The sequence below is a fragment of the Pseudomonas sp. Q11 genome (genome assembly GCF_024494355.1).
In the GTDB taxonomy this organism is placed as follows: Bacteria; Pseudomonadota; Gammaproteobacteria; order Pseudomonadales; family Pseudomonadaceae; genus Aquipseudomonas; species Aquipseudomonas hefeiensis.
This window is the reverse complement of record NZ_JAKNQY010000020.1, coordinates 1-20,292: the sequence shown is the minus strand read 5'-3', so window position 1 is coordinate 20,292 and position 20,292 is coordinate 1. Positions and strand designations below refer to the sequence as shown.

Genomic DNA, 20,292 nt, shown 5'->3' with positions numbered 1-20,292 from the left:
GGCCGCTTCGCAGCCCAGCGGGAGCAAGCTCCCTCGCCACAAAAGCATCATTGCCACAAAATCTCTTCAAGCCGGCGCCACCACTCCCTCCAGCGGCGCCAACCCACTCATCCCATTCTTCATCCGCTTGGCATCGCGCCCGAAACAGCGCGACGCCAGGAACAGGAACACCATGGTCAGGAACAGCGCCACCGGGATCAGGAACATCGCGTCATGCAAGCCAATGGCCTTGAACGCCTCGGTCATCTGCACAGAGCCGGCCGCAGCCATGGCCGAATGGGCAAAGTAGTCAGACAAACCACCCACCACCACCGGCCCCATGCCTCCGCCCAACAGATACAACCCGGCAAAGAACAACGCCATCGCCGTGGCCCGCAGGCGCGGTTCGACCACGTCCTGGATCGCCGTGTACACGCAGGTATAAAAGGTATAGGCAAACAGCCAGCCGACGCTGAACACCGCGACGAACACACCGATTTCAATCCGCCCGGCATACAACGCCCAAGCGGTGGTGGCCGTGGAGATCACCAGGCTGAAAGCGGCGAACAGCAGGCGTCCGTTGGGCACCCGTTGATGTATCTTGTCGGCGATCCAGCCGCCGAGGGTCAACCCGAACAACCCGGTCACGCCCACCATGATCCCGGTGGCAACTGCCGCATCGTGCAGCGGCATCAGGAAGTAGCGCTGCAGCATTGGCACCAGGAACGAGTTGCAGGCATAGGTGGCGAAGTTGAAGCACAGTCCCGCCAGCACCAGCCACAGGAAAGTTGGGATCGCCAACACCCGCCGGATCGGTCTGTCGATTTTTTCCTGGGAGATCTGCACAGATTCCGCCGCGCCGCGCTGGGGTTCCTTGATGAAAAACATGAACACCGCCAGCACCAGTCCCGGCACCGCCGCGATAAAGAACGGCGCGCGCCAGCTGTCGAAGGCCTTGACCATCGCCCCGATGGTAAAGAACGCCAGCAGCAAACCGATCGGCAGGCCCAGCATGAAAATGCCCATGGCCCGCGCCCGGCGGTGGGCGGGGAAAAGATCGCCGATCAGCGAGTTGGCCGCCGGCGCGTAGCTGGCTTCGCCGATCCCCACCCCCATACGTACCACGAGGAACGCCCAGAAACTGCCCACCAAACCATTGACCGCCGTCAGCCCGCTCCAGGTCGCCAGGCCCCAGCCCATCAACTTACTGCGCGAACCGGTATCGGCCATGCGCCCCAGCGGCAGCCCGGCGATGGCGTAGACGATAGTGAAAGCGGTGCCGATGATGCCGATCTGGAAGTCGCTCAGACTCCATTCCATGCGGATCGGCTCGATGATGATCGCCGGGATGGTGCGGTCAAAAAAGTTGAACAGGTTGGCCAGGAACAGCAGGAACAGAATGCGCCAGGCATTCGCCGCTTGGGTCGAGTTCTGCATGGGTCCGTCTCTTTATTGTTATGGGGCACGGCGAGGCATCCGAACCCGGAGCCTGCAATCTAGACAGCGGCGCGCGAGCTGTCTCCGATCATTCGCATGGCTGATACCCGACCATGGCGGGCGGCGTGTTTAGTGACTATGGTCAATTCCCTGAAGCAACTGCCATCATTTCGCCTTATTTCGACTAAAGATCGCCTTCTGATGGCCGATTCAATCTATCAGGAAAAGATTTTCCCGAGCGCTGCTCAGGCTGAAACCCTGAACGCTTGGGCCGACCTTCGCGCCACCAAGGGCGCGAGCTCCCATCCTCGACGGTCCGATGACAGCGCTCATCGAACCGACCAGTTCAGGCATATGGCGCACAATGACCTCTAAAAAAACAGCCACTGCAGTATCCGATCTGACGCTGAGCCCGGCGGCCAACGGCCCTAAAACCTCGACGCCATCGAGCCGCTCGCGTCCCCTGGCGACTCAGCAGTATCTGTACTTCACCGAAACCAACACCGACCGCATCCTCGACAACCTCGATGGCCTGCGTAACAGCGTGTTCCCGCGCCCGCCGCACCTGGTGGACGACGAAAGCGAACGCGACCAGCAGGAATTCCCGTCCGTGTGCCTGATCGGCCTGGGTCGCTGTGGCTCCAACATCGCTCTGGACGTTGCCGAGCTGGTGTACAACGCCCGCAAGTTCTATCTCAACGAATTCAACGCCGAAGACAAGGGCTACAACGACAAGGGCTACAGCCCGGCGCAGTGGATCCGCAACAACCTGCGCCTGGGCGCCAGCAAGGCGAGCAAACCGGTGTTCCTGGTCGAACCCCTGGTGATGCTCGGCGACCTGGACAAGGATATTGCCGGACGCATCCGTTTTTCGCGCAAAGGCGAAAAAAGCGGTTTCTTGCGCGACTACAGCAAAATGAAAATCATGGACCTGTCGGAAGTCCATGCCGGCGGCGCCGGTAACGCGCCGATCCTGGGGCAGTATCTGGCCAAGATCATCCTGAACAAAGACACCCAGCGTTTTTCCAGCCCCGACTGGAAAATGATCCACTCGTACCTGATCGACAGCTGCGGCATCAAGGCGAACCAGTCGCGCCTGTACTTCTCGATCTTCAGTGCCGGCGGCGGGACCGGTTCGGGCATGGCCTCGGAGTTCGGCCTGGCCCAGCAGTACTCGTACATGAACAAGACGTTCGACACCAAGCCGATGGACGAACACGACAGCAAGAGTGGTCATTCCTTCGTCTTCGAGCCGATCTTCACCAGCGGCATTTGCGTACTGCCGAACATTTCCGATCACCGCAGCGAAATGTCCGAGGCGCTGCACATCAACGCTGGACGCCTGCTGTGCAAATACCTTTCGGAAGAATGGGATTTCTCGTACAACTTCGCCAACGAAGACAGCAGCGAAGCCAGCGTCATGGGCCGAATTCGCCCCTGGAACGCGATGATGCTGATCTCCAACGACATCATGCGCTACGCCGAGGAGAGCGATGACGGCAACATCCAGAACATTGACGTCAATGCCATGGAGAAGCACGCCAACCAGTACATCTCCCAGCAGATTTTCAACATCCTGACCGCCCAGGCCGTGACCACCGACTACGACCAGAACTATTTCCGTCGTGCCGGCATCGACATTGGCGAGACCATCCGCCTGGACGCCAATGACCTGTTCATGAGCCTGGCCGGCCCGGTGGCAATTGCCTATGCCGAGTCCGTCGTTCCGGAAACCCCGGCGCCCAGCGGCGACAAGTTCAAGGTGTTCGAGAAAGAGCCGCCACGCCTGAATATCGATGACCTGTTCTTCCGCTCCATCGACCTGCCGCACTTCAACAAGGTCACCCAGGCCATCGAAGGCATCAGCCTGTTGCCGATCGAGTCCAAGCGCTACCGGGCCTCGCTGGAGCAGTACAAGAACTCCGGCTATGACGCCGCCGCGTTGCATGACCTGCACTTTTTCAAGAACTGTTCGTCGGTGGTCTCGATCGTCTCGTTGCCCAAGGACTACAAGCTGTCCTACATGGACCTGAACCGGCTCAAGACCCACCTCAACAGCCTGTTCCCCAACACCACCCTCAAGCGCTACGCACTGGTGATCGGCGCCTCGGCCAACCTGTCGCTGACCACCCTGATCGCTAAGAGCCCCTGCCTGTCGGATGATTTCCTGACCCTGATCGTGGCGTTCATCAAACGCTGCTTTGCCCGCACCCCGTACCGCTTCGATGACACCCTGGACAACTCGATCCTGGACTTCATCATCAATGAAGACTTCGACGAAGAACGTATCGACGATCTGCTCAACGAGTTCGAAAACCCGGCGAAGATCCTCGACACCAACTGGTACGCGATCAAGCCGATGTACGAGAAGAAATACCGCGAGCTGATCAGCGACAAAGACAAGTTCGTCTCGATCAACGACATCCGCCTGTCCCGCGACTGCGTGAAAAAGGCGATCAAGTATTTGCGTGAGATCTACCGTCACCGCATCGGCAAGACCAAGGTTATTTCGCTTAATAACCATACGGGCAAGACGTATTGAGGTAAGCCTTGAAAGATCGCAGCCTTCGGCAGCTCCTACAGGCTGCGGTTCACTTGAATTCGCGGCGCGCCCCTGTAGGAGCTGCCGAAGGCTGCGATCTTTTGATCTGCACAACATCCAGAAACAATTAAGCAGCCCACCGGCTGCCCCATAAACTGTTCCCGTTACGTATACGTCACCCTCCCCTGTGGCGTTTCACCACGGCAGGATGCCATCACGCTACTCACCTACACACTTTTAGCCCGGAGGAAATACGAACCAAGTTGGTGCGCAAATTAAATCGACGCCCTTTCCTGGATCATAATCCACGGCGAAACCACCACGGCCCATAGCTGCGGATCGCGCTCGAAAAAATCCAGCGCCCGCGTTTCAGAGAGCTTGGCGAGCTGGTCGGCAGCCAGCCAGGCGGCGACTTTGGTACCTTCGTCCCGGGCAACGGCCTCGGCAGCAACGATCAAATCCAGGGCCGGATCGACCCACAATAGGGCACCCTTGGCAAAGAACGGCTCCAGCTCCTTCCAGGTGATGGATGCGGTTTCACCAAGCAGTTTGGCATAGAGGGTGCTAGGTTCTTGATTCATGGGAGCTGTCCGGAAAAGAAATCGGCGCAAATGATAACGTCGGTGGTCTGGCAGAAAAACCCGGTAGCAATTGGAGTACCGATTGAAAAGCGCAGGAAAGCCAGGGATTGCCGATTTGTCCGACGAACCCCGCCGCCATTCTGTCTTTTTCTTTCAATTAAGCGACACCCTCAGGTTTTGCCCCCAAGCGCCAGCTTCCCTTGCCAACAATCGGCGCTCTACACTGTACCGGTACAGTTGCCGGGGCATTTTCCGCGAGGATATCCAAGATATCTGACCCGGTTCTGCTGCTTCGGCGCCAGGACTATAAAAACTACAACAGCATGAGTGGAGCACTATGACTAAGGCTACTAAGCAGATTTCCAAACTGTTTGCCGCTATGGTTCTGGCCGGGGTTGCCAGCCATTCGTTCGCCGCCGACACCATCAAGATCGGTATCGCCGGCCCTAAGACCGGCCCCGTAGCCCAATATGGCGACATGCAATTCAGTGGCGCCAAAATGGCCATCGAGCAGATCAACGCCAAGGGCGGCGTGAACGGCAAGCAACTTGAAGCCGTTGAATACGATGACGCCTGTGATCCAAAACAAGCGGTCGCGGTCGCGAACAAAGTCGTCAACGACGGCGTCAGTTTCGTGGTCGGCCACCTGTGCTCCAGCTCTACCCAACCGGCTTCGGACATCTATGAAGACGAAGGCGTGATCATGATCACCCCGGCCGCTACCAGCCCGGACATCACCGCTCGCGGCTACAAGATGATCTTCCGCACCATCGGCCTGGACAGCGCCCAGGGCCCTGCCGCCGGTAACTACATTGCCGACCACGTCAAGCCGAAAGTCGTCGCGGTCCTGCACGACAAGCAGCAATACGGCGAAGGCATCGCCAGTGCCGTGAAGAAAACCCTCGAAGACAAAGGCGTCAAGGTTGCCGTGTTCGAAGGCGTGAACGCCGGCGACAAAGACTTCTCCTCGATGATCGCCAAGCTCAAGCAAGCCAACGTCGACTTCGTCTACTACGGCGGCTACCACCCGGAGCTGGGCCTGATCCTGCGTCAGTCCAAGGAAAAAGGCCTGGACGCCAAGTTCATGGGTCCGGAAGGCGTGGGTAACGACTCGATCTCGCAGATCGCCAAGGAAGCTTCCGAAGGCCTGCTGGTGACCCTGCCGAAATCCTTCGACCAGGATCCAGCCAACATCGCCCTGGCTGACGCGTTCAAGGCCAAGAAGGAAGACCCGAGCGGTCCGTTCGTGTTCCCGTCCTACTCGGCCGTTCAAGTGATTGCCCAGGCCATCACCGAAGCCAAGAGCGAAGACACGGAAAAAGTGGCTGAAACCATCCACGCCGGTACCTTCAAGACCCCAACCGGTGACCTGAGCTTCGACGACAAGGGCGACCTGAAGGACTTCAAGTTTGTGGTTTACCAGTGGCATTTCGGCAAACCTAAAACCGAAGCTTCGCCTCAGTAAGGCCTGGCCTGACTGACTGCCAATAAAGCCCACGGCGTGCCGTGGGCTTTGTTTTAAATGTATTGGGCCGCGCTGGCGTGATCCGCCAGTCTCCCCACCTGAAAATCTCAAAACCGTCATCAGCGGTTCGCTGGCAAACCTCGTGCTCGAAGTGGATGCAGATCCACGGGGCCCGGGCGGGAAAATGACTCCACCAGTGAAATGCGTATCAGGTTTTTAGGAGCGCTGTAATGCCTGACATCTATCACTTCTTCCAACAGCTGGTTAACGGCCTGACCGTTGGCAGCACGTATGCCCTGATCGCCATCGGCTATACGATGGTTTACGGCATCATTGGAATGATCAACTTCGCCCACGGCGAGGTGTACATGATCGGCTCCTACGTGGCGTTCATCGCCATCGCCGGGCTGGCCATGATGGGACTCGACAGTGTCCCGCTGCTGATGACCGCGGCTTTCATCGCGAGCATCGTGGTTACCAGTTCCTATGGCTACAGCATCGAACGGATCGCCTACCGCCCCTTGCGCGGCAGCAACCGTTTGATCCCGCTGATTTCCGCCATCGGCATGTCGATCTTCCTGCAGAACACGGTTCTGCTATCGCAAGACTCCAAGGACAAATCCATTCCCAACCTGATTCCGGGTAACTTTACCTTCGGGCCAGGGGGGGCACAGGAAGTGCTGATTTCCTACATGCAAATCGTGGTGTTCGTGGTGACCCTGGTCGCCATGCTCGGCCTGACACTGTTCATCTCCCGCTCCCGCCTGGGCCGCGCCTGCCGCGCCTGTGCCGAGGACATCAAGATGGCCAACCTGCTGGGCATCAACACCAACAACATCATTGCCCTGACCTTCGTCATCGGCGCGGCCCTGGCGGCCATCGCCGCAGTGCTGTTGAGCATGCAATACGGTGTGATCAACCCCAACGCCGGTTTCCTCGTGGGCCTCAAGGCCTTCACCGCCGCGGTACTGGGCGGCATCGGCAGCATCCCCGGAGCCATGCTCGGTGGGCTGGTGCTGGGCGTCGCGGAAGCCTTTGGCGCCGACATCTTCGGCGATCAATACAAGGACGTCGTGGCGTTCGGCTTGTTGGTTCTGGTGCTGCTGTTCCGGCCGACCGGCATCCTGGGCCGTCCGGAGGTTGAGAAGGTATGACTAAACATCTTAAATCGGCGCTCTTCAGCGCGCTGTTGGTCTGGGCGGTCGCGTACCCGGTACTCGGCCTGAAACTGACCATCGTGGGCATCGACCTTGAAGTACACGGCACCAGCCCGACCATCCTGGCGACCATCGCCGTGTGTTCGGTGCTGATGTTCCTGCGGGTGCTGTTCAGCACGCAGATCAGCGCCGCCTGGAAGGCATCGCCCGGCCTGCCGATAGTCCCGGCCAAGGCCAGTAACTTCCTGACCCTGCCGACTACCCAGCGCTGGATCATCCTGGCCCTGGTCGTACTGGCACTGGTCTGGCCGTTTTTCGGTTCTCGCGGTGCGGTGGACATCGCCACGCTGATCCTGATCTACGTGATGCTGGGCCTGGGCCTGAACATCGTGGTAGGCCTGGCCGGTCTGCTGGACCTGGGTTACGTCGGCTTCTATGCCGTCGGCGCCTACAGCTACGCGCTGCTGTCCCATTACTTCGGCTGGAGCTTCTGGATCTGCCTGCCAATCGCCGGGATGATGGCCGCCACCTTCGGTTTCCTGCTGGGTTTCCCGGTGCTGCGCTTGCGCGGCGACTACCTGGCAATCGTGACCCTGGGTTTCGGCGAGATCATCCGTCTGTTCCTGCGCAACCTGACCGACATCACCGGCGGCCCGAACGGCATCAGCAACATCGAGAAGCCGACGTTCTTCGGCCTGACCTTCGAACGTAAAGCCGCTGAGGGCCTGCAGACCTTCCACGAGTACTTCGGGTTGCCCTACAGCTCGATCAACAAGGTGATTTTCCTCTACCTGGTGGCGCTGTTGCTGGCCCTGGCCGCATTGTTCGTCATCAACCGTTTGCTACGCATGCCTATCGGCCGTGCGTGGGAAGCGCTGCGTGAAGACGAGATCGCCTGCCGTGCCCTGGGTCTCAATCCTACGGTGATCAAGCTGTCGGCCTTCACCCTCGGTGCCGCTTTCGCCGGTTTCGCCGGTAGCTTCTTTGCCGCCCGTCAGGGTCTGGTAACGCCGGAATCCTTCACCTTCATCGAGTCGGCGATCATCCTCGCTATCGTGGTGCTGGGCGGGATGGGGTCGCAGTTGGGTGTGATCCTGGCGGCGATCGTGATGATCCTGTTGCCCGAAATGATGCGTGAATTCAGCGAATACCGCATGTTGATGTTCGGCGCCTTGATGGTGCTGATGATGATCTGGCGTCCTCAAGGTCTGCTGCCTATGCAACGCCCGCACATGGAGCTGCGCAAATGAGCCGCGAGATCCTGAAAGTCGAAAACTTGAGCATGCGCTTCGGCGGCTTGCTGGCGGTCAACGGCGTGGCCCTGACCGTGAAAGAGAAACAGGTCGTTGCATTGATCGGGCCCAACGGCGCGGGCAAGACCACAGTGTTCAACTGCCTGACCGGCTTCTACCAGCCTACCGGCGGCACCATCCTGCTGGACGGCGAGCCGATCCAGGGCCTGCCTGGTCACCACATCGCCCGCAAGGGTGTGGTTCGTACCTTCCAGAACGTGCGGCTGTTCAAGGACATGACGGCGGTCGAGAACCTGTTGATCGCCCAGCATCGTCATCTGAACACCAACTTCTTTGCCGGCCTGTTCAAGACCCCGGCGTTCCGCAAGAGCGAACGCGAGGCCATGGAGTTTGCCGAGTACTGGCTGGAGAAGGTCAATCTCAAGGAGTTCGCCAACCGTACCGCCGGAACCCTGGCCTACGGTCAGCAACGGCGCCTGGAAATCGCCCGCTGCATGATGACCCGTCCGCGGATCCTCATGCTCGACGAACCGGCCGCCGGCCTGAATCCGAAGGAAACCGAAGACCTCAAAGCGCTGATCGGCGTGCTGCGCGAGGAGCACGATGTCACCGTGCTGCTGATCGAGCACGACATGAAGCTGGTCATGAGCATTTCCGACCATATCGTCGTGATCAACCAGGGCACGCCGCTGGCCGACGGTTCGCCGGAACAGATCCGCGACAATCCTGAAGTGATCAAAGCCTACCTGGGGGAAGCGTAAATGCTGCAGTTCGAAAACGTTTCCACCTTCTATGGCAAGATCCAGGCCCTGCACAGCGTCAATGTCGAAGTCCGCCAGGGCGAGATCGTGACGCTGATCGGTGCCAACGGTGCCGGCAAATCCACGCTGCTGATGACGCTCTGCGGTTCGCCCCAGGCCCACAGCGGCAGCATCCGCTACATGGGTGAGGAGCTGGTGGGCCAGGACTCTTCGCAGATCATGCGCAAGAGCATCGCCGTGGTGCCAGAAGGCCGTCGGGTATTTGCCCGGCTGACCGTGGAAGAAAACCTCGTCATGGGCGGTTTTTTCACCGACAAGGGCGACTTTCAGGAGCAAATGGACAAGGTACTGCACCTTTTCCCACGCCTGAAAGAACGCTTTAGCCAGCGCGGCGGCACCATGTCCGGCGGCGAACAGCAGATGCTCGCCATCGGCCGTGCGCTGATGAGCAAGCCCAAGCTGCTGCTGCTCGACGAACCTTCCCTGGGCCTGGCGCCGATCATCATCCAGCAGATCTTCGACATCATCGAACAACTGCGCAAGGATGGCGTGACGGTGTTCCTGGTGGAGCAGAACGCCAACCAGGCGCTGAAAATCGCTGACCGGGCGTACGTGCTGGAGAACGGCCGCGTGGTGATGCAAGGCACCGGTGAAGCGCTGCTGACCGATCCGAAAGTACGCGAGGCCTATCTGGGCGGTTGAGTCTGTTGCTGCATGAGAAAACGGCCTTCGGGCCGTTTTTTTTTGCCCAATGTAGGAGCTGTCGAGCGAAGCGAGGCTGCGATCTTGTCCCGGACAATTGAGTCTAAAGCGAAAGATCAAGATCAAAAGATCGCAGGCTTCGCCAGCTCCTACAGGTCTCAGCGCGAGCTTGCTTCCTCGCCACAGGTTCCGGGGTCATTCAAAAAAATCATGCGCCCGTTGTAACACTCCTCCACCTCCCCTCTCTAGTTCAGCAGACCGGCGCTGTCGCCGGTTCATTTCCTGAACCTGGAGAATCATCATGACTGCTTCGACCCGCACCCTGTCCGCCGCCGCCCTGGCCCTGGCACTTGGCTCTGCCTTGAGCATGACAGGCGTCTCGACTGTCCATGCCGCTGACGACACCATGGAAAAATGCTTCGGTGTCGCCCTCAAAGGCAAGAACGACTGCGCCGCCGGCGCTGGCACCACCTGTGCCGGCACCGCGAAAATGGACTATCAGGCCAACGCCTGGAAATCGGTCCCTAAAGGCACTTGCACCACCAAGGAAAGCAAAACCTCCCCGACTGGTTTCGGCCAGCTCGAAGCGTTCAAAGCCAAGTCTTGATCGCACCTGCCTGAGGCCAATCTCCATGTCGAAAGCCCCCTCCCTCGCCACCGATACCCGGCTACCGCCAAGGGCTGGGTTGGGGCTCAAGACCGAGCATTTTCGTGAAGTGCTCCAGACCCGACCGGATCTGGGTTTCTTCGAAGTGCATGCGGAAAACTACATGGTGGCCGGCGGGCCGTTTCATCACTTCCTGGGGCGGATACGCGAACAGTATCCGCTGTCATTGCACGGCGTCGGGTTGTCGATCGGTGGAGAGGGACCGCTGGATGTTGCGCATTTGCAGCGCCTGGCCACACTGATCGAACGCTATCAGCCCCAGTCTTTTTCCGAACACCTGGCCTGGTCCAGTCATGGCCCGGTGTTTCTCAACGATCTGCTGCCCCTGGCCTACGATGAAACGACGCTCAAGCGCGTCTGCGAGCACGTCGATCAGGTCCAGTCCAGCCTCAAATGCACGCTGCTGCTGGAAAACCCAGCCACTTATCTGGCGTTCGAGGATTCAACCCTCGACGAGCCTGACTTCATCAGTGAGGTCATCCGTCGCACCGGCTGCGGACTGCTGCTGGATGTGAACAACGTCTACGTTTCATGCATCAACCATTGTCGTGATCCCTTGGCTTACCTCGACGCACTGCCACTGCAGGCCACCGGGGAAATTCATCTGGCCGGATTCGCCGAAGACACCGACAGCCTGGGCGAGCGTTTGCTGATCGATGACCACGGTGCGCCAATCGATAACGAGGTTTGGCGCTTGTATCGCACGGTATTGGCGCGGACCGGGCCGGTCGCCACGCTGATCGAGCGTGACAACCGCATCCCGGCGTTGGAAGTGCTGCTGGCCGAAGCCGGTCAGGCCGACCAACTGTTAAACGCCGCAGGGGGCCGGCCATGAGTCGCTACAGCGAATTTGCCGCCGCCCTGCTCGACCCGCGCAAGGCTTGTCCGCAGGGTTTGACCTGCGCCACTGGCGCCGATCCAGAGAGCCGGTTTGCGGTGTATCGCAACAACGTGCTCAGTTCATTGATCAACGCCCTGGCCGACAACTATCCGGTGGTGGCGCAACTGGTGGGCGAGGAATTCTTCGGCGCCATGGCCGGAATCTACGTCCAGTCGGCCGCACCGCGAAGCCCGGTGATGAGTGACTACGGTGCCGACTTTGCCGGGTTCATCGAACATTTCGAACCCGCCGCCAGCGTGCCGTACCTGGCGGATATCGCTCGACTGGAGCGCTTGCAGGTGCAAGCCTGGCACGCCGCCGACGCCCGGCCCATGGATGCACAACAGGTCATGCAAGTGCTGTCATCGCCCGCCACCCATGATCATCTGAGGGTCGGTCTTCACCCGTCACTGCACCTGTTGCAATCGCCCTTCGCCGTGGTGGCGATCTGGGCGGCCCATCAACAAGATCCCGTCGCGCCGTTCGACCCCTTCTCACCGCAATGCGCCCTGGTGCTGCGCAACAACCTGGACGTGGAAGTGTTTGCGATCAGTCCCGGCGCCCATGAGTTCATCAAGGACCTGCTGCAAGGGTTGTCCCTGGCCGCGGCCATTAATGCCGCAACCGGGCGCGACACTGAGTTGGAACTGGAACATACCCTGGCGCAGCTCATCAGCCACCAAGCCGTCACCCATCTGTTAGCCGAGCAGGTATTGCCATGAACGCCCTGATCACTCGCGCCATTCAATGGCTGGATAAAATCCCTCACAGCCTGATCGCCTTCGTGGGACGATTTTCCATCGCTGCGGTGTTCTGGAAATCCGGCCAGACCAAAATCGAAGGCCTGGCCATCGATCTGGTCGACGGCACCTTCCAGCTCGGCCTGCCGCGGCTGGCGGATTCAACCATTCCCCTGTTCAAAAGCGAATACGCCTTGCCGCTGCTGTCACCAGAACTGGCGGCACATCTGGCAGCCGTGGCCGAGCATGTGTTCCCGATCCTGATCCTGTTTGGCCTGGCGACACGCTTCTCGGCCCTGGCTCTGCTGGGCATGACGTTGACCATTCAACTGTTCGTCTACCCCGCTGCCTATCCGACCCATGGCACCTGGGCGGCGGTATTGCTTTATCTGATGGCGCGCGGGCCGGGCAAACTGTCAATCGACCACCTGATCGCCAGGCGCTACGCTTGCTGATCAAAGCCGGGAATCCTGTGGGAGCGAGCCTGCTCGCGATAGCAATATCAGCCTCAACGCCGTTGTTGACTGGCCCACCGCTATCGCGAGCAGGCTCGCTCCCACAAGGGCGTGTTTGACGCCTCGCTACCGCTGAAGCCGATCCAGCGCCTCGCCACTGCGCTTGAACCAGTCGATCAAATAATCGGCCAGCACCTGGGTGCGCTTGGGCAACCCGCCCTGGTACGGGTGCACGAGGTACATCGGCATGCGCCGGGTCTGAAAATCCCTTAGCAACCAGCGCAAACGTCCATCAGCCAATTCTTCATGCAACAGGTAAGACGGTAGCCGGGCGATCCCGGCGCTGGCCAGGGCGGCTTTTTTCAGCAGGCTGTAATGGTTGCTGGCAAACGGCCCCGATACCCGCACCCGCAGCAATTCGTGTTGCTGGTGATAGAGCCATTCCTCCCGGCCACTGTAATGACTGTTGAGCAGGCAACGGTGTTCCGCCAGCCCTTGGGGTGTCAGGGGTTCACCGTAGTGTTCGAGGTAGGCCGGGGTGGCGCACGTCAGCTCATGCCAGGCCAACAACGGACGCGCCACCAGGCGCTCATCGAGGGCTGCGTCGGAACGGATCGCCAGGTCGAAACCATCACGGGAAAGATCCCGGTAGCCGTTGTTGAGCTCCAGTTCGATCTGCACGTCGGGGTAGCGCTGGGCGAACTCCGTCAGCAAACCCTCAAAGAAAGTTTCGCCCAGCGACACCGGAACCGTCATACGCACCGGCCCGGAAATTTCATCCTTCAGGCGAGCCAGCGCCTGACGCGCCCTTTGCACCTGCATCAACAATGCCTGGGCCTGGGGCAATAACGCAGCCCCCGCAGCCGTGAGACTCAAGCGCCGCGTGGTGCGCTGCAGCAACACCACCGAAAATCGACTCTCCAGCAGGCTGATGCGCTTGGACAACTGGCCCTTGCTGCAGCCCAACTGCTGGGCCGCCAGGGTAAAACTCCCCGCCTCGATCAACACGGCGAACGCCGCCAGGTCGTCCATTTCGCTCATCAGATTGTTTCCAATTGAAAACCAAAGGTTGCCTATTACCACGATTATCAAGAGAAAGAACCTCTCTAGACTGCAATCTCATCCAGCCCATTGAGGAACAGCTAATGAAAATCCTGTTGATCGGCGCCAGCGGCACCATCGGTTCGGCCATTGATAACGAGCTGTCGCCGCGTCACGACATTGTCCGTATCGGCCGTCACAGCGGCGACCTGCATGTGGATATCAGCGACAGCACTTCGATCCGTGCCCTGTTCGAAAAGACCGGCCGCTTCGATGCGCTGGTCTGCGCAGCAGGCAACGTCACCTTCGCGCCCTTGGACGAGATGACGCAGGACAGCTTCGCACTGGGTTTGAAAGACAAACTGATGGGCCAGGTCAACCTGCTGCTGATCGGCCGCGAATTCGCCAACGACGGTGCGTCCTTCACCTTCACCACTGGCGTGCTCAGCCACGATCCGATCAGGAGCGGCGCCTCGGCGGCGCTGGTCAACGGTGCCCTGGACAGTTTCGTGCGTGCCGCGGCAATCGAATTGCCCCGGGGCTTGCGGGTCAACTCGGTGAGTCCGAACGTGCTCCTCGAAGCCATGGACAGCTATGCCCCGTACTTCCGTGGCTATAAGCCGGTGCCAGCGGCCGATGTCGCATTGGCCTACGCCAAGAGTGTCGAAGGCCTGCAGACTGGTCAGACTTTTCACGTAGGTTGACCCCTTGTGATGCAGGATCAGTCTGCGTAACGTGGCGGCACTTGTCTGGAGACTCAATGATGCGTGCCGCCCGTTCCCTGCTGTTTGTCGCCCTCCTGCCGCTCTTCGCCGGCTGCCAGTTGCTCGACGCTCCACACCAGAGCGTTTCCCATGCTGGCCAGATGCGCATGCAGGGCGAACTTACAGCAGCCGATGGCAAGCTGGTATTCCAGCCGTGCCAGGAACAGCGTCGCTACATCGTCAACGACAGCGGCGGCACCAGCGTGCTGCAAGAGGCCGCCAACCTGGCTGATGACCAGGGCAAACTGTTTGCCGATGTGCGCGGCCGTATCGTCACCAGCGCAGCGGCCGGCACCGACAGCCAATTGAACCTGGAACAACTGTATCGCCTGGAGCGTTCAGGCAACGCTTGCGACGACACTAACTTCAAGCGGCTGCTCCTGCGCGCCACCGGCCATGGCCCCGAGTGGAATCTGGACGCCGGCGGCAAGGGTCTGGTGCTCGAACGTGAGGGCCAGCCACCTCTGGCAGTGCCTTTCGTTGAAGAACAACTGGGCGATGGCCGCTTCAATCTCGGCACCGAAGCCAACGGCCAGAAAGTCGAGCTGTGGGTCACTCCCCAGCGCTGCGTTGACAGCGTGACCGGCAGCGTGCAGCACATGAGCGCCGAGCTGCGGGTCAACGGTCAGGTCCAGCGCGGCTGCGCTTACTTCGGCGGTGCGCGCAACGACTGATTCGAAGGTTTTTGGCTTATAATCGCCGCCTCACGCCCTGGCGCAGTTGTGCGTCCCGCGAACCGGATCCTGTCATGTTACGAATCACCGAACTCAAGCTGCCGATCGACCATCCCGAAGAAGACCTGCGCCCAGCCATCCTGCAGCGCCTGGGCATCGCCAGCGATGACCTGCTCGACTTCACCCTGTTCAAACGCAGCTACGACGCGCGCAAGAAATCCTCCGAACTGTGCTTCATCTACACCATCGACCTGACGGTGCGCGATGAAGCCAGCCTGCTGCGCAAGTTCGCCGATGACCGTAACGTCAACCAGGCGCCGGATGTCAGTTACAAAGTCGTGGGCCAGGCACCGGCCGACCTGAGCGAGCGGCCGATCGTGGTCGGCTTCGGCCCGTGCGGGATCTTCGCCGCCCTGTTGCTGGCGCAAATGGGCTTCAAGCCGATCATCCTCGAGCGCGGTCCCGAAGTGCGCCAGCGCACCAAGGACACTTGGGGCCTGTGGCGAAAAAGCGTGCTCAACCCCGAATCCAACGTGCAGTTCGGCGAAGGCGGTGCGGGGACGTTCTCCGATGGCAAGCTCTACAGCCAGATCAAGGATCCCAAGTTCCTGGGTCGCAAAGTGCTGCACGAATTCGTCAAGGCCGGCGCGCCGGAAGAGATCCTCTACGTCAGCAAGCCGCACATCGGTACGTTCCGTCTGACAGGCGTGGTGGAAAACATGCGTGAGCAGATTCGCGCCCTGGGCGGTGAAGTACGCTTCCAGCAGCGGGTCACGGATGTGTTGATCGAGGACGGCCAGCTGGTCGGTGTTGAGCTGGCCAGTGGCGAACGTATTCATTCCAGACATGTGATTCTGGCCCTGGGCCACAGCGCCCGGGACACCTTCCGCATGCTCCACAGCCGCGGCGTGTACATGGAAGCCAAGCCGTTCTCTGTGGGTTTCCGTATCGAACACCCGCAATCGCTGATCGACAGCGCGCGCCTGGGCAAGTACGCCGGCCACCCGAAGCTTGGCGCCGCCGATTACAAACTGGTGCATCACGCCCGCAATGGTCGCTCGGTGTACAGCTTCTGCATGTGCCCGGGCGGTACCGTGGTGGCGGCCACCTCCGAGCCGAACCGCGTCGTGACCAACGGCATGAGCCAGTATTCACGCAACGAGCGCAACGCCAACTCCGGTATCGTGGTGGGCATTACCCCGGAAGTGGATTACCCGGGCGGCCCATTGGCGGGCATCGAATTGCAGGAGCGTCTGGAATCCCACGCGTTCGTGCTCGGTGGCAGCAACTACGAGGCCCCGGCGCAACTGGTGGGCGATTTCATCGCCGGCAAAGCGTCTACGGCGCTGGGCAGCGTCGAGCCGTCCTACAAACCGGGGGTGTCTTTGGGCGACCTGGCCCTGGCCCTCCCCGACTTCGCCATCGAAGCCATTCGCGAAGCCCTGCCGGCGTTCGAAAAGCAGATTCGCGGCTACTCGCTGCACGACGCCGTGCTGACCGGCATTGAAACCCGCACCTCGTCGCCGCTGCGCATCACCCGCGACGAAACGCTGCAAAGCCTGAACATCAAGGGCTTGTTCCCGGCGGGCGAAGGCGCCGGCTACGCGGGCGGGATTCTGTCGGCCGGCGTGGACGGGATCCGGATTGCCGAGGCGGTGGCACGGGATATCCTGGGCCTCCAGGCCTGACCCCTACCCACTGTGGGAGAAGCTTTGTGGGAGCTGGGCTTGCCCGCGATGCAGGCAACTCGGTCTATCAGGTGAACCGAGGTGATGCTATCGCGGGCAAGCCCAGCTCCCACACAAGCCCGCTCCCACAAGGGAATTCAGTGCTTTCAAATATTCAGATATTGGCCCGGAGCACACTTTCCGGCAGCGCCTCACCCCGCTCCACACTCGCCGCCACGGCGTCCATCAATCCACTCAACTCATAGCCCTGGGCCTTGAGCCACGCCGGATCGTAATAGGTCGTGGCATAGCGCTCTCCGCCGTCACACAAAATTGCCACGATCGAGCCCGTCTCCCCTGCTTCCACCATCTGCCTGGCGGCGATCAGCGCACCGATCAGGTTGGTGCCGCTGGATCCGCCGACCCGTCGGCCCAATCGCTGGGCCAGGTAGTGCATGGCTGCCAGGGACAAGGCATCCGGCACTTTGACCATCGCATCGATCACCTTGGGCAAAAACGACGCCTCGACCCTTGGCCGGCCGATACCTTCGATCCGCGAACCGCAATCCAGGCGCAGGCTTGCATCGCCGCTGCGGTAGTAGTCGAAGAACACCGAACGCTCGGCGTCGGCACACAGCACACGGGTACAGTGCTGGCGGTAGCGTACATAGCGTCCCAGGGTGGCAGTGGTACCGCCCGTGCCAGGGCTGGAAATCAGCCAGCTTGGCTCGGGATGCCGCTCAAAGCGCATCTGCTGGAAGATCGATTCGGCAATGTTGTTATTGGCGCGCCAGTCCGTGGCGCGCTCGGCGTAGGTGAACTGGTCGATGAAGTGGCCGTCATGCTCACGGGCCAAGCGCTCGGACTCGGCATAGATCTGTGTAGGATCGTCCACCAGATGACTCTGGCCACCATAGAAGGCTATCTGTGCGATTTTTTCCCTGGAAGTGGTTGCCGGCATCACCGCAATAAAGGGCAAGCCCAGCAGCCTCGCGAAGTAGGCCTCGGAAATGGCCGTCGATCCGCTTGAAGCCTCGATCACCGGGGCACCAGGCTTGAGCCAGCCATTACACAACGCGTAGAGGAACAGCGAGCGGGCGAGTCGATGCTTGAGGCTGCCAGTGGGGTGGCTGGACTCATCCTTGAAGTACAACTCGATACCCGCCAGTCCTGGCAGCGCCAACGGAATCAAATGGGTATCAGCGCTGCGCTGGAAGTCAGCCTCGATGATGCGGATCGCTTCGCGCGCCCACTGGCGGTGGTCATTCATGGTGTTTTCTCACTGGATCGAATCAACGCGGGGGTAACCTGATCGTCAGGCAGGCACGACTTGTCTCGGAAAAACCAGTCGCAAGCTTAGGAAAAAACCGACATCGCGCACAGGTACAGCTAAGGTCCAATATGGCCTGTCACTGCCTGACCACATGCTGCATGCGTTGTAACGACATATAACAAAAAAGAATATAACTTTTGTTTTAACAACTAACAGTACCGGTTAGGGTGGACCATCTTTTTGATTTGATCCATGGAGAGCAACCGTGCCTCTACGCAATACTTTGACCCGTTTCCTCCAGCTGGAAGCTGCCAGCGGCCTGCTGTTGATCGCCGCTGCCGCCTTGGCCCTGATACTCAATAACTCACCGCTGTCCTGGCTTTATACAGACTTTCTGGACACGCCCGTAGTGGCTCAGATCGGGGCGCTGAAAATCGCCAAGCCGGCGTTGTTATGGATCAACGACGGCCTGATGGCCATGTTCTTCCTGCTCATCGGCCTCGAAGTCAAACGTGAGGTTCTCGACGGGCAGCTGTCGAAACCTTCGCAAATCGTCTTGCCGGGTGCGGCAGCGATTGGCGGCATGGTCGTGCCCGCGCTGATCTACTGGTTCCTCAACCGCGACAATCCGGCTGCCCTCGCAGGCTGGGCGATTCCAACGGCCACCGATATCGCATTCGCCCTTGGCGTCCTGGCCCTGCTGGGCAAACGGGTGCCCGTGTCGCTCAAGCTGTTTTTGATGACCCTGGCGATCATCGACGACCTGGGGGCCATTATCATCATTGCCATCTTCTACTCGGGCGCCCTGTCGACCTTGTCACTGGTGCTGGCTGCCGCCTGCATCGCGGCACTGGTGGCAATGAACCGCGCGGGAGTGGTCAAGCTCGGCCCCTATATGGTTGTCGGCCTGATTCTCTGGGTCTGCGTGCTCAAGAGTGGCGTCCATGCCACCCTGGCCGGGGTCACCCTGGCGTTCTGCATTCCGCTGCGCACAAAAAATGCCGAGACCTCGCCGCTGCTGACCCTGGAACATGCCCTGCACCCCTGGGTGGCCTACGGCATCCTGCCGCTCTTCGCTTTCGCCAACGCAGGCTTGTCCCTGAGCGGCGTCACCGTCGAGAGCTTCACCCATCACGTGCCGATGGGCATTGCCATCGGCCTGTTGCTGGGCAAGACCGTGGGTGTCTTCGGCCTGACCTGGCTGGCGGTCAAGATCGGTATCGCCAGCCTGCCCGCCGGCGCCAACTGGGGGCAGATACTGGGCGTGGCAATCCTGTGCGGCATCGGTTTCACCATGAGCCTGTTCGTCGGCTCCCTGGCGTTCGCACCCGGCGCCAGCGAGTATGCCGGCATGGACCGGATGGGGATTCTCACTGGTTCGATCCTGGCGGCGTTGCTGGGTTATGCGGTGACAGCGGCGGCTAGTCGTAAGCAGACTGCATTTAAAGCCAACTAAAATCACCTGATCGTAGTGATGTTTGTTGTGTATTTATTGGTGTGTATATCCGCTTCTTCGGTGACGGCCACTTATGGTTCCGCTCTTACAGCGGGTCACTTTTGGAGGAGCGCCAAAAGTAACCAAAAACGCTTTGCCCCACCACTCGGCACCTCGCCTAGGCTCGGTGTGTCCTCACTCCGGCCTTGCTCCGTGGGCCCGCCGCGAAGGGCCATCCATGGCCCAGCGCGGCTATCCCGGCATCCATGCCGGGATGCCCACTGCGCAACGCCTGCGTTCGGCCAGCGTGGTTAACGGGGCGTCCAAGATCAACGTCCACCGCGAGGCGGCCTTATAGCCGACCTGATTTTTTGATGATCGCGTTTTTCCTGTGGGAGCGAGCCTGCTCGCGAAGAGGTCGACACATGCAACATCTTCGTCAACTGTGTAGCCGCCTTTTCAGCCTTGCGATAGTTCAGTTACATAGCGATTGAATGGACTGCCGTCATCGCGAGCAGGCTCGCACATTCGATCTTTCAGTGAGCACAAATTTATATCCAACACAGAACCACCGAGGGAGCGGGCTTGTTCGCGAAAAGGCCAACACACCCGACATTTTCATCGACTGTGATACCGCTTTCGTGAGCAAACCCGCTCCCACAGGAGAAACGCGGTCCGACCAAGAATCAGGCCGGCTATAAGGCCGCCTCGCGGTGGACGTTGATCTTGGTCGCCCCGTTAACCACGCTGGCTGAACGGAGGCGTTGTGGAGTGGGCAACCCGGCATGGATGCCGGGTTAGCCGCGCTGGGCCATGGAT

The 20,292-nt window shown here is 60.1% G+C and carries 18 protein-coding genes; 14 read left to right on the top strand and 4 right to left on the bottom strand.

Translation table 11 applies throughout. The annotated features are described in order from the left end of the window. Window positions 1-66: 66 nt before the first annotated feature. Window positions 67-1,416 (bottom strand): MFS transporter, encoded by a 1,350-nt coding sequence (locus tag MA884_RS19730; protein WP_256232057.1) that lies wholly within the window; start codon window positions 1,414-1,416, stop codon window positions 67-69. A gap of 364 nt (window positions 1,417-1,780) precedes the next feature. Here MA884_RS19730 and MA884_RS19725 point away from each other — a divergent pair, with 364 nt between their 5' ends. Further along, window positions 1,781-3,958, top strand: a complete 2,178-nt coding sequence (locus MA884_RS19725; RefSeq protein WP_256232056.1) for a hypothetical protein — start codon at window positions 1,781-1,783, stop codon at window positions 3,956-3,958. Window positions 3,959-4,233: 275 nt separating this feature from the next. On the opposite strand, the gene MA884_RS19720 is transcribed toward MA884_RS19725, so the two are convergent. Then, the gene (locus MA884_RS19720) at window positions 4,234-4,539 is read right to left on the bottom strand and encodes a DUF2288 domain-containing protein (protein WP_256232055.1); all 306 of its coding nucleotides are present in this window, start codon (window positions 4,537-4,539) and stop codon (window positions 4,234-4,236) included. Between the two features lie 337 nt (window positions 4,540-4,876). Between MA884_RS19720 and MA884_RS19715 the strand changes: the two genes are divergently transcribed. The 9 genes from MA884_RS19715 to MA884_RS19675 all read left to right on the top strand — a co-directional run bounded on the left by MA884_RS19715 (window position 4,877) and on the right by MA884_RS19675 (window position 12,619). Beyond that, a complete protein-coding gene (locus MA884_RS19715; RefSeq protein ID WP_256232054.1) occupies window positions 4,877-6,004 on the top strand; it encodes a branched-chain amino acid ABC transporter substrate-binding protein in 1,128 nt (375 codons plus the stop codon). Window positions 6,005-6,234: 230 nt separating this feature from the next. Next, window positions 6,235-7,158: a high-affinity branched-chain amino acid ABC transporter permease LivH gene (gene livH / locus MA884_RS19710; RefSeq protein WP_047228386.1), complete on the top strand. Its 924-nt coding sequence runs from the start codon at window positions 6,235-6,237 to the stop codon at window positions 7,156-7,158. Beyond that, window positions 7,155-8,411, top strand: coding sequence for a high-affinity branched-chain amino acid ABC transporter permease LivM (locus MA884_RS19705; protein ID WP_256232053.1), 1,257 nt, complete (start codon window positions 7,155-7,157; stop codon window positions 8,409-8,411). The genes livH and MA884_RS19705 overlap by 4 nt, the downstream gene beginning before the upstream one ends. Then, window positions 8,408-9,175: a high-affinity branched-chain amino acid ABC transporter ATP-binding protein LivG gene (gene livG / locus MA884_RS19700; RefSeq protein WP_047228388.1), complete on the top strand. Its 768-nt coding sequence runs from the start codon at window positions 8,408-8,410 to the stop codon at window positions 9,173-9,175. The genes MA884_RS19705 and livG overlap by 4 nt, the downstream gene beginning before the upstream one ends. Beyond that, window positions 9,176-9,877: an ABC transporter ATP-binding protein gene (locus MA884_RS19695; RefSeq protein WP_256232052.1), complete on the top strand. Its 702-nt coding sequence runs from the start codon at window positions 9,176-9,178 to the stop codon at window positions 9,875-9,877. 301 nt (window positions 9,878-10,178) lie between these two features. After that, entirely contained in the window at window positions 10,179-10,484 is a 306-nt protein-coding gene (locus MA884_RS19690) for a DUF2282 domain-containing protein (RefSeq protein ID WP_256232051.1), read from the top strand. Between the two features lie 25 nt (window positions 10,485-10,509). Then, complete coding sequence (locus tag MA884_RS19685; RefSeq protein ID WP_256232050.1) at window positions 10,510-11,379, top strand: DUF692 domain-containing protein; 870 nt, start codon at window positions 10,510-10,512, stop codon at window positions 11,377-11,379. Beyond that, window positions 11,376-12,146, top strand: a complete 771-nt coding sequence (locus MA884_RS19680; RefSeq protein ID WP_256232049.1) for a DUF2063 domain-containing protein — start codon at window positions 11,376-11,378, stop codon at window positions 12,144-12,146. The genes MA884_RS19685 and MA884_RS19680 overlap by 4 nt, the downstream gene beginning before the upstream one ends. Further along, complete coding sequence (locus MA884_RS19675) at window positions 12,143-12,619, top strand: DoxX family protein (protein WP_256232048.1); 477 nt, start codon at window positions 12,143-12,145, stop codon at window positions 12,617-12,619. The genes MA884_RS19680 and MA884_RS19675 overlap by 4 nt, the downstream gene beginning before the upstream one ends. Before the next feature lie 126 nt (window positions 12,620-12,745). On the opposite strand, the gene MA884_RS19670 is transcribed toward MA884_RS19675, so the two are convergent. Continuing rightward, complete coding sequence (locus MA884_RS19670) at window positions 12,746-13,660, bottom strand: LysR family transcriptional regulator (protein ID WP_256232047.1); 915 nt, start codon at window positions 13,658-13,660, stop codon at window positions 12,746-12,748. 104 nt (window positions 13,661-13,764) lie between these two features. Between MA884_RS19670 and MA884_RS19665 the strand changes: the two genes are divergently transcribed. From MA884_RS19665 to MA884_RS19655, 3 genes are all read left to right on the top strand, one after another. Beyond that, window positions 13,765-14,364, top strand: a complete 600-nt coding sequence (locus MA884_RS19665; protein WP_256232046.1) for a short chain dehydrogenase — start codon at window positions 13,765-13,767, stop codon at window positions 14,362-14,364. 59 nt (window positions 14,365-14,423) lie between these two features. Then, window positions 14,424-15,098 carry a COG3650 family protein gene (locus tag MA884_RS19660; protein ID WP_256232130.1) on the top strand — a complete coding sequence of 225 codons (675 nt, stop codon included), beginning with the start codon at window positions 14,424-14,426 and terminating at the stop codon, window positions 15,096-15,098. A 74-nt stretch (window positions 15,099-15,172) separates the two neighbouring features. Beyond that, window positions 15,173-16,786 carry an NAD(P)/FAD-dependent oxidoreductase gene (locus tag MA884_RS19655; protein WP_256232045.1) on the top strand — a complete coding sequence of 538 codons (1,614 nt, stop codon included), beginning with the start codon at window positions 15,173-15,175 and terminating at the stop codon, window positions 16,784-16,786. A 154-nt stretch (window positions 16,787-16,940) separates the two neighbouring features. On the opposite strand, the gene MA884_RS19650 is transcribed toward MA884_RS19655, so the two are convergent. Next, window positions 16,941-18,035 carry a PLP-dependent cysteine synthase family protein gene (locus MA884_RS19650; RefSeq protein ID WP_256232044.1) on the bottom strand — a complete coding sequence of 365 codons (1,095 nt, stop codon included), beginning with the start codon at window positions 18,033-18,035 and terminating at the stop codon, window positions 16,941-16,943. 268 nt (window positions 18,036-18,303) lie between these two features. Here MA884_RS19650 and nhaA point away from each other — a divergent pair, with 268 nt between their 5' ends. Next, complete coding sequence (gene nhaA, locus MA884_RS19645; RefSeq protein ID WP_256232043.1) at window positions 18,304-19,494, top strand: Na+/H+ antiporter NhaA; 1,191 nt, start codon at window positions 18,304-18,306, stop codon at window positions 19,492-19,494. Window positions 19,495-20,292: the final 798 nt, after the last annotated feature.

What these genes read in the sequence shown, in the direction of transcription:
- MA884_RS19675 (WP_256232048.1), top strand. Translation starts at nt 12,143, where the DNA reads ATGAACGCCCTGATCACTCGCGCCATTCAATGGCTGGATAAAATCCCT.
- livH (WP_047228386.1), top strand. Translation starts at nt 6,235, where the DNA reads ATGCCTGACATCTATCACTTCTTCCAACAGCTGGTTAACGGCCTGACC.
- livG (WP_047228388.1), top strand. Translation starts at nt 8,408, where the DNA reads ATGAGCCGCGAGATCCTGAAAGTCGAAAACTTGAGCATGCGCTTCGGC.
- MA884_RS19725 (WP_256232056.1), top strand. Translation starts at nt 1,781, where the DNA reads ATGACCTCTAAAAAAACAGCCACTGCAGTATCCGATCTGACGCTGAGC.
- MA884_RS19730 (WP_256232057.1), bottom strand. Translation starts at nt 1,416, where the DNA reads ATGCAGAACTCGACCCAAGCGGCGAATGCCTGGCGCATTCTGTTCCTG.
- MA884_RS19660 (WP_256232130.1), top strand. Translation starts at nt 14,424, where the DNA reads ATGCGTGCCGCCCGTTCCCTGCTGTTTGTCGCCCTCCTGCCGCTCTTC.
- MA884_RS19655 (WP_256232045.1), top strand. Translation starts at nt 15,173, where the DNA reads ATGTTACGAATCACCGAACTCAAGCTGCCGATCGACCATCCCGAAGAA.
- MA884_RS19715 (WP_256232054.1), top strand. Translation starts at nt 4,877, where the DNA reads ATGACTAAGGCTACTAAGCAGATTTCCAAACTGTTTGCCGCTATGGTT.
- MA884_RS19665 (WP_256232046.1), top strand. Translation starts at nt 13,765, where the DNA reads ATGAAAATCCTGTTGATCGGCGCCAGCGGCACCATCGGTTCGGCCATT.
- MA884_RS19670 (WP_256232047.1), bottom strand. Translation starts at nt 13,660, where the DNA reads ATGAGCGAAATGGACGACCTGGCGGCGTTCGCCGTGTTGATCGAGGCG.
- MA884_RS19720 (WP_256232055.1), bottom strand. Translation starts at nt 4,539, where the DNA reads ATGAATCAAGAACCTAGCACCCTCTATGCCAAACTGCTTGGTGAAACC.
- MA884_RS19690 (WP_256232051.1), top strand. Translation starts at nt 10,179, where the DNA reads ATGACTGCTTCGACCCGCACCCTGTCCGCCGCCGCCCTGGCCCTGGCA.
- MA884_RS19680 (WP_256232049.1), top strand. Translation starts at nt 11,376, where the DNA reads ATGAGTCGCTACAGCGAATTTGCCGCCGCCCTGCTCGACCCGCGCAAG.
- MA884_RS19705 (WP_256232053.1), top strand. Translation starts at nt 7,155, where the DNA reads ATGACTAAACATCTTAAATCGGCGCTCTTCAGCGCGCTGTTGGTCTGG.
- MA884_RS19695 (WP_256232052.1), top strand. Translation starts at nt 9,176, where the DNA reads ATGCTGCAGTTCGAAAACGTTTCCACCTTCTATGGCAAGATCCAGGCC.
- MA884_RS19650 (WP_256232044.1), bottom strand. Translation starts at nt 18,035, where the DNA reads ATGAATGACCACCGCCAGTGGGCGCGCGAAGCGATCCGCATCATCGAG.
- MA884_RS19685 (WP_256232050.1), top strand. Translation starts at nt 10,510, where the DNA reads ATGTCGAAAGCCCCCTCCCTCGCCACCGATACCCGGCTACCGCCAAGG.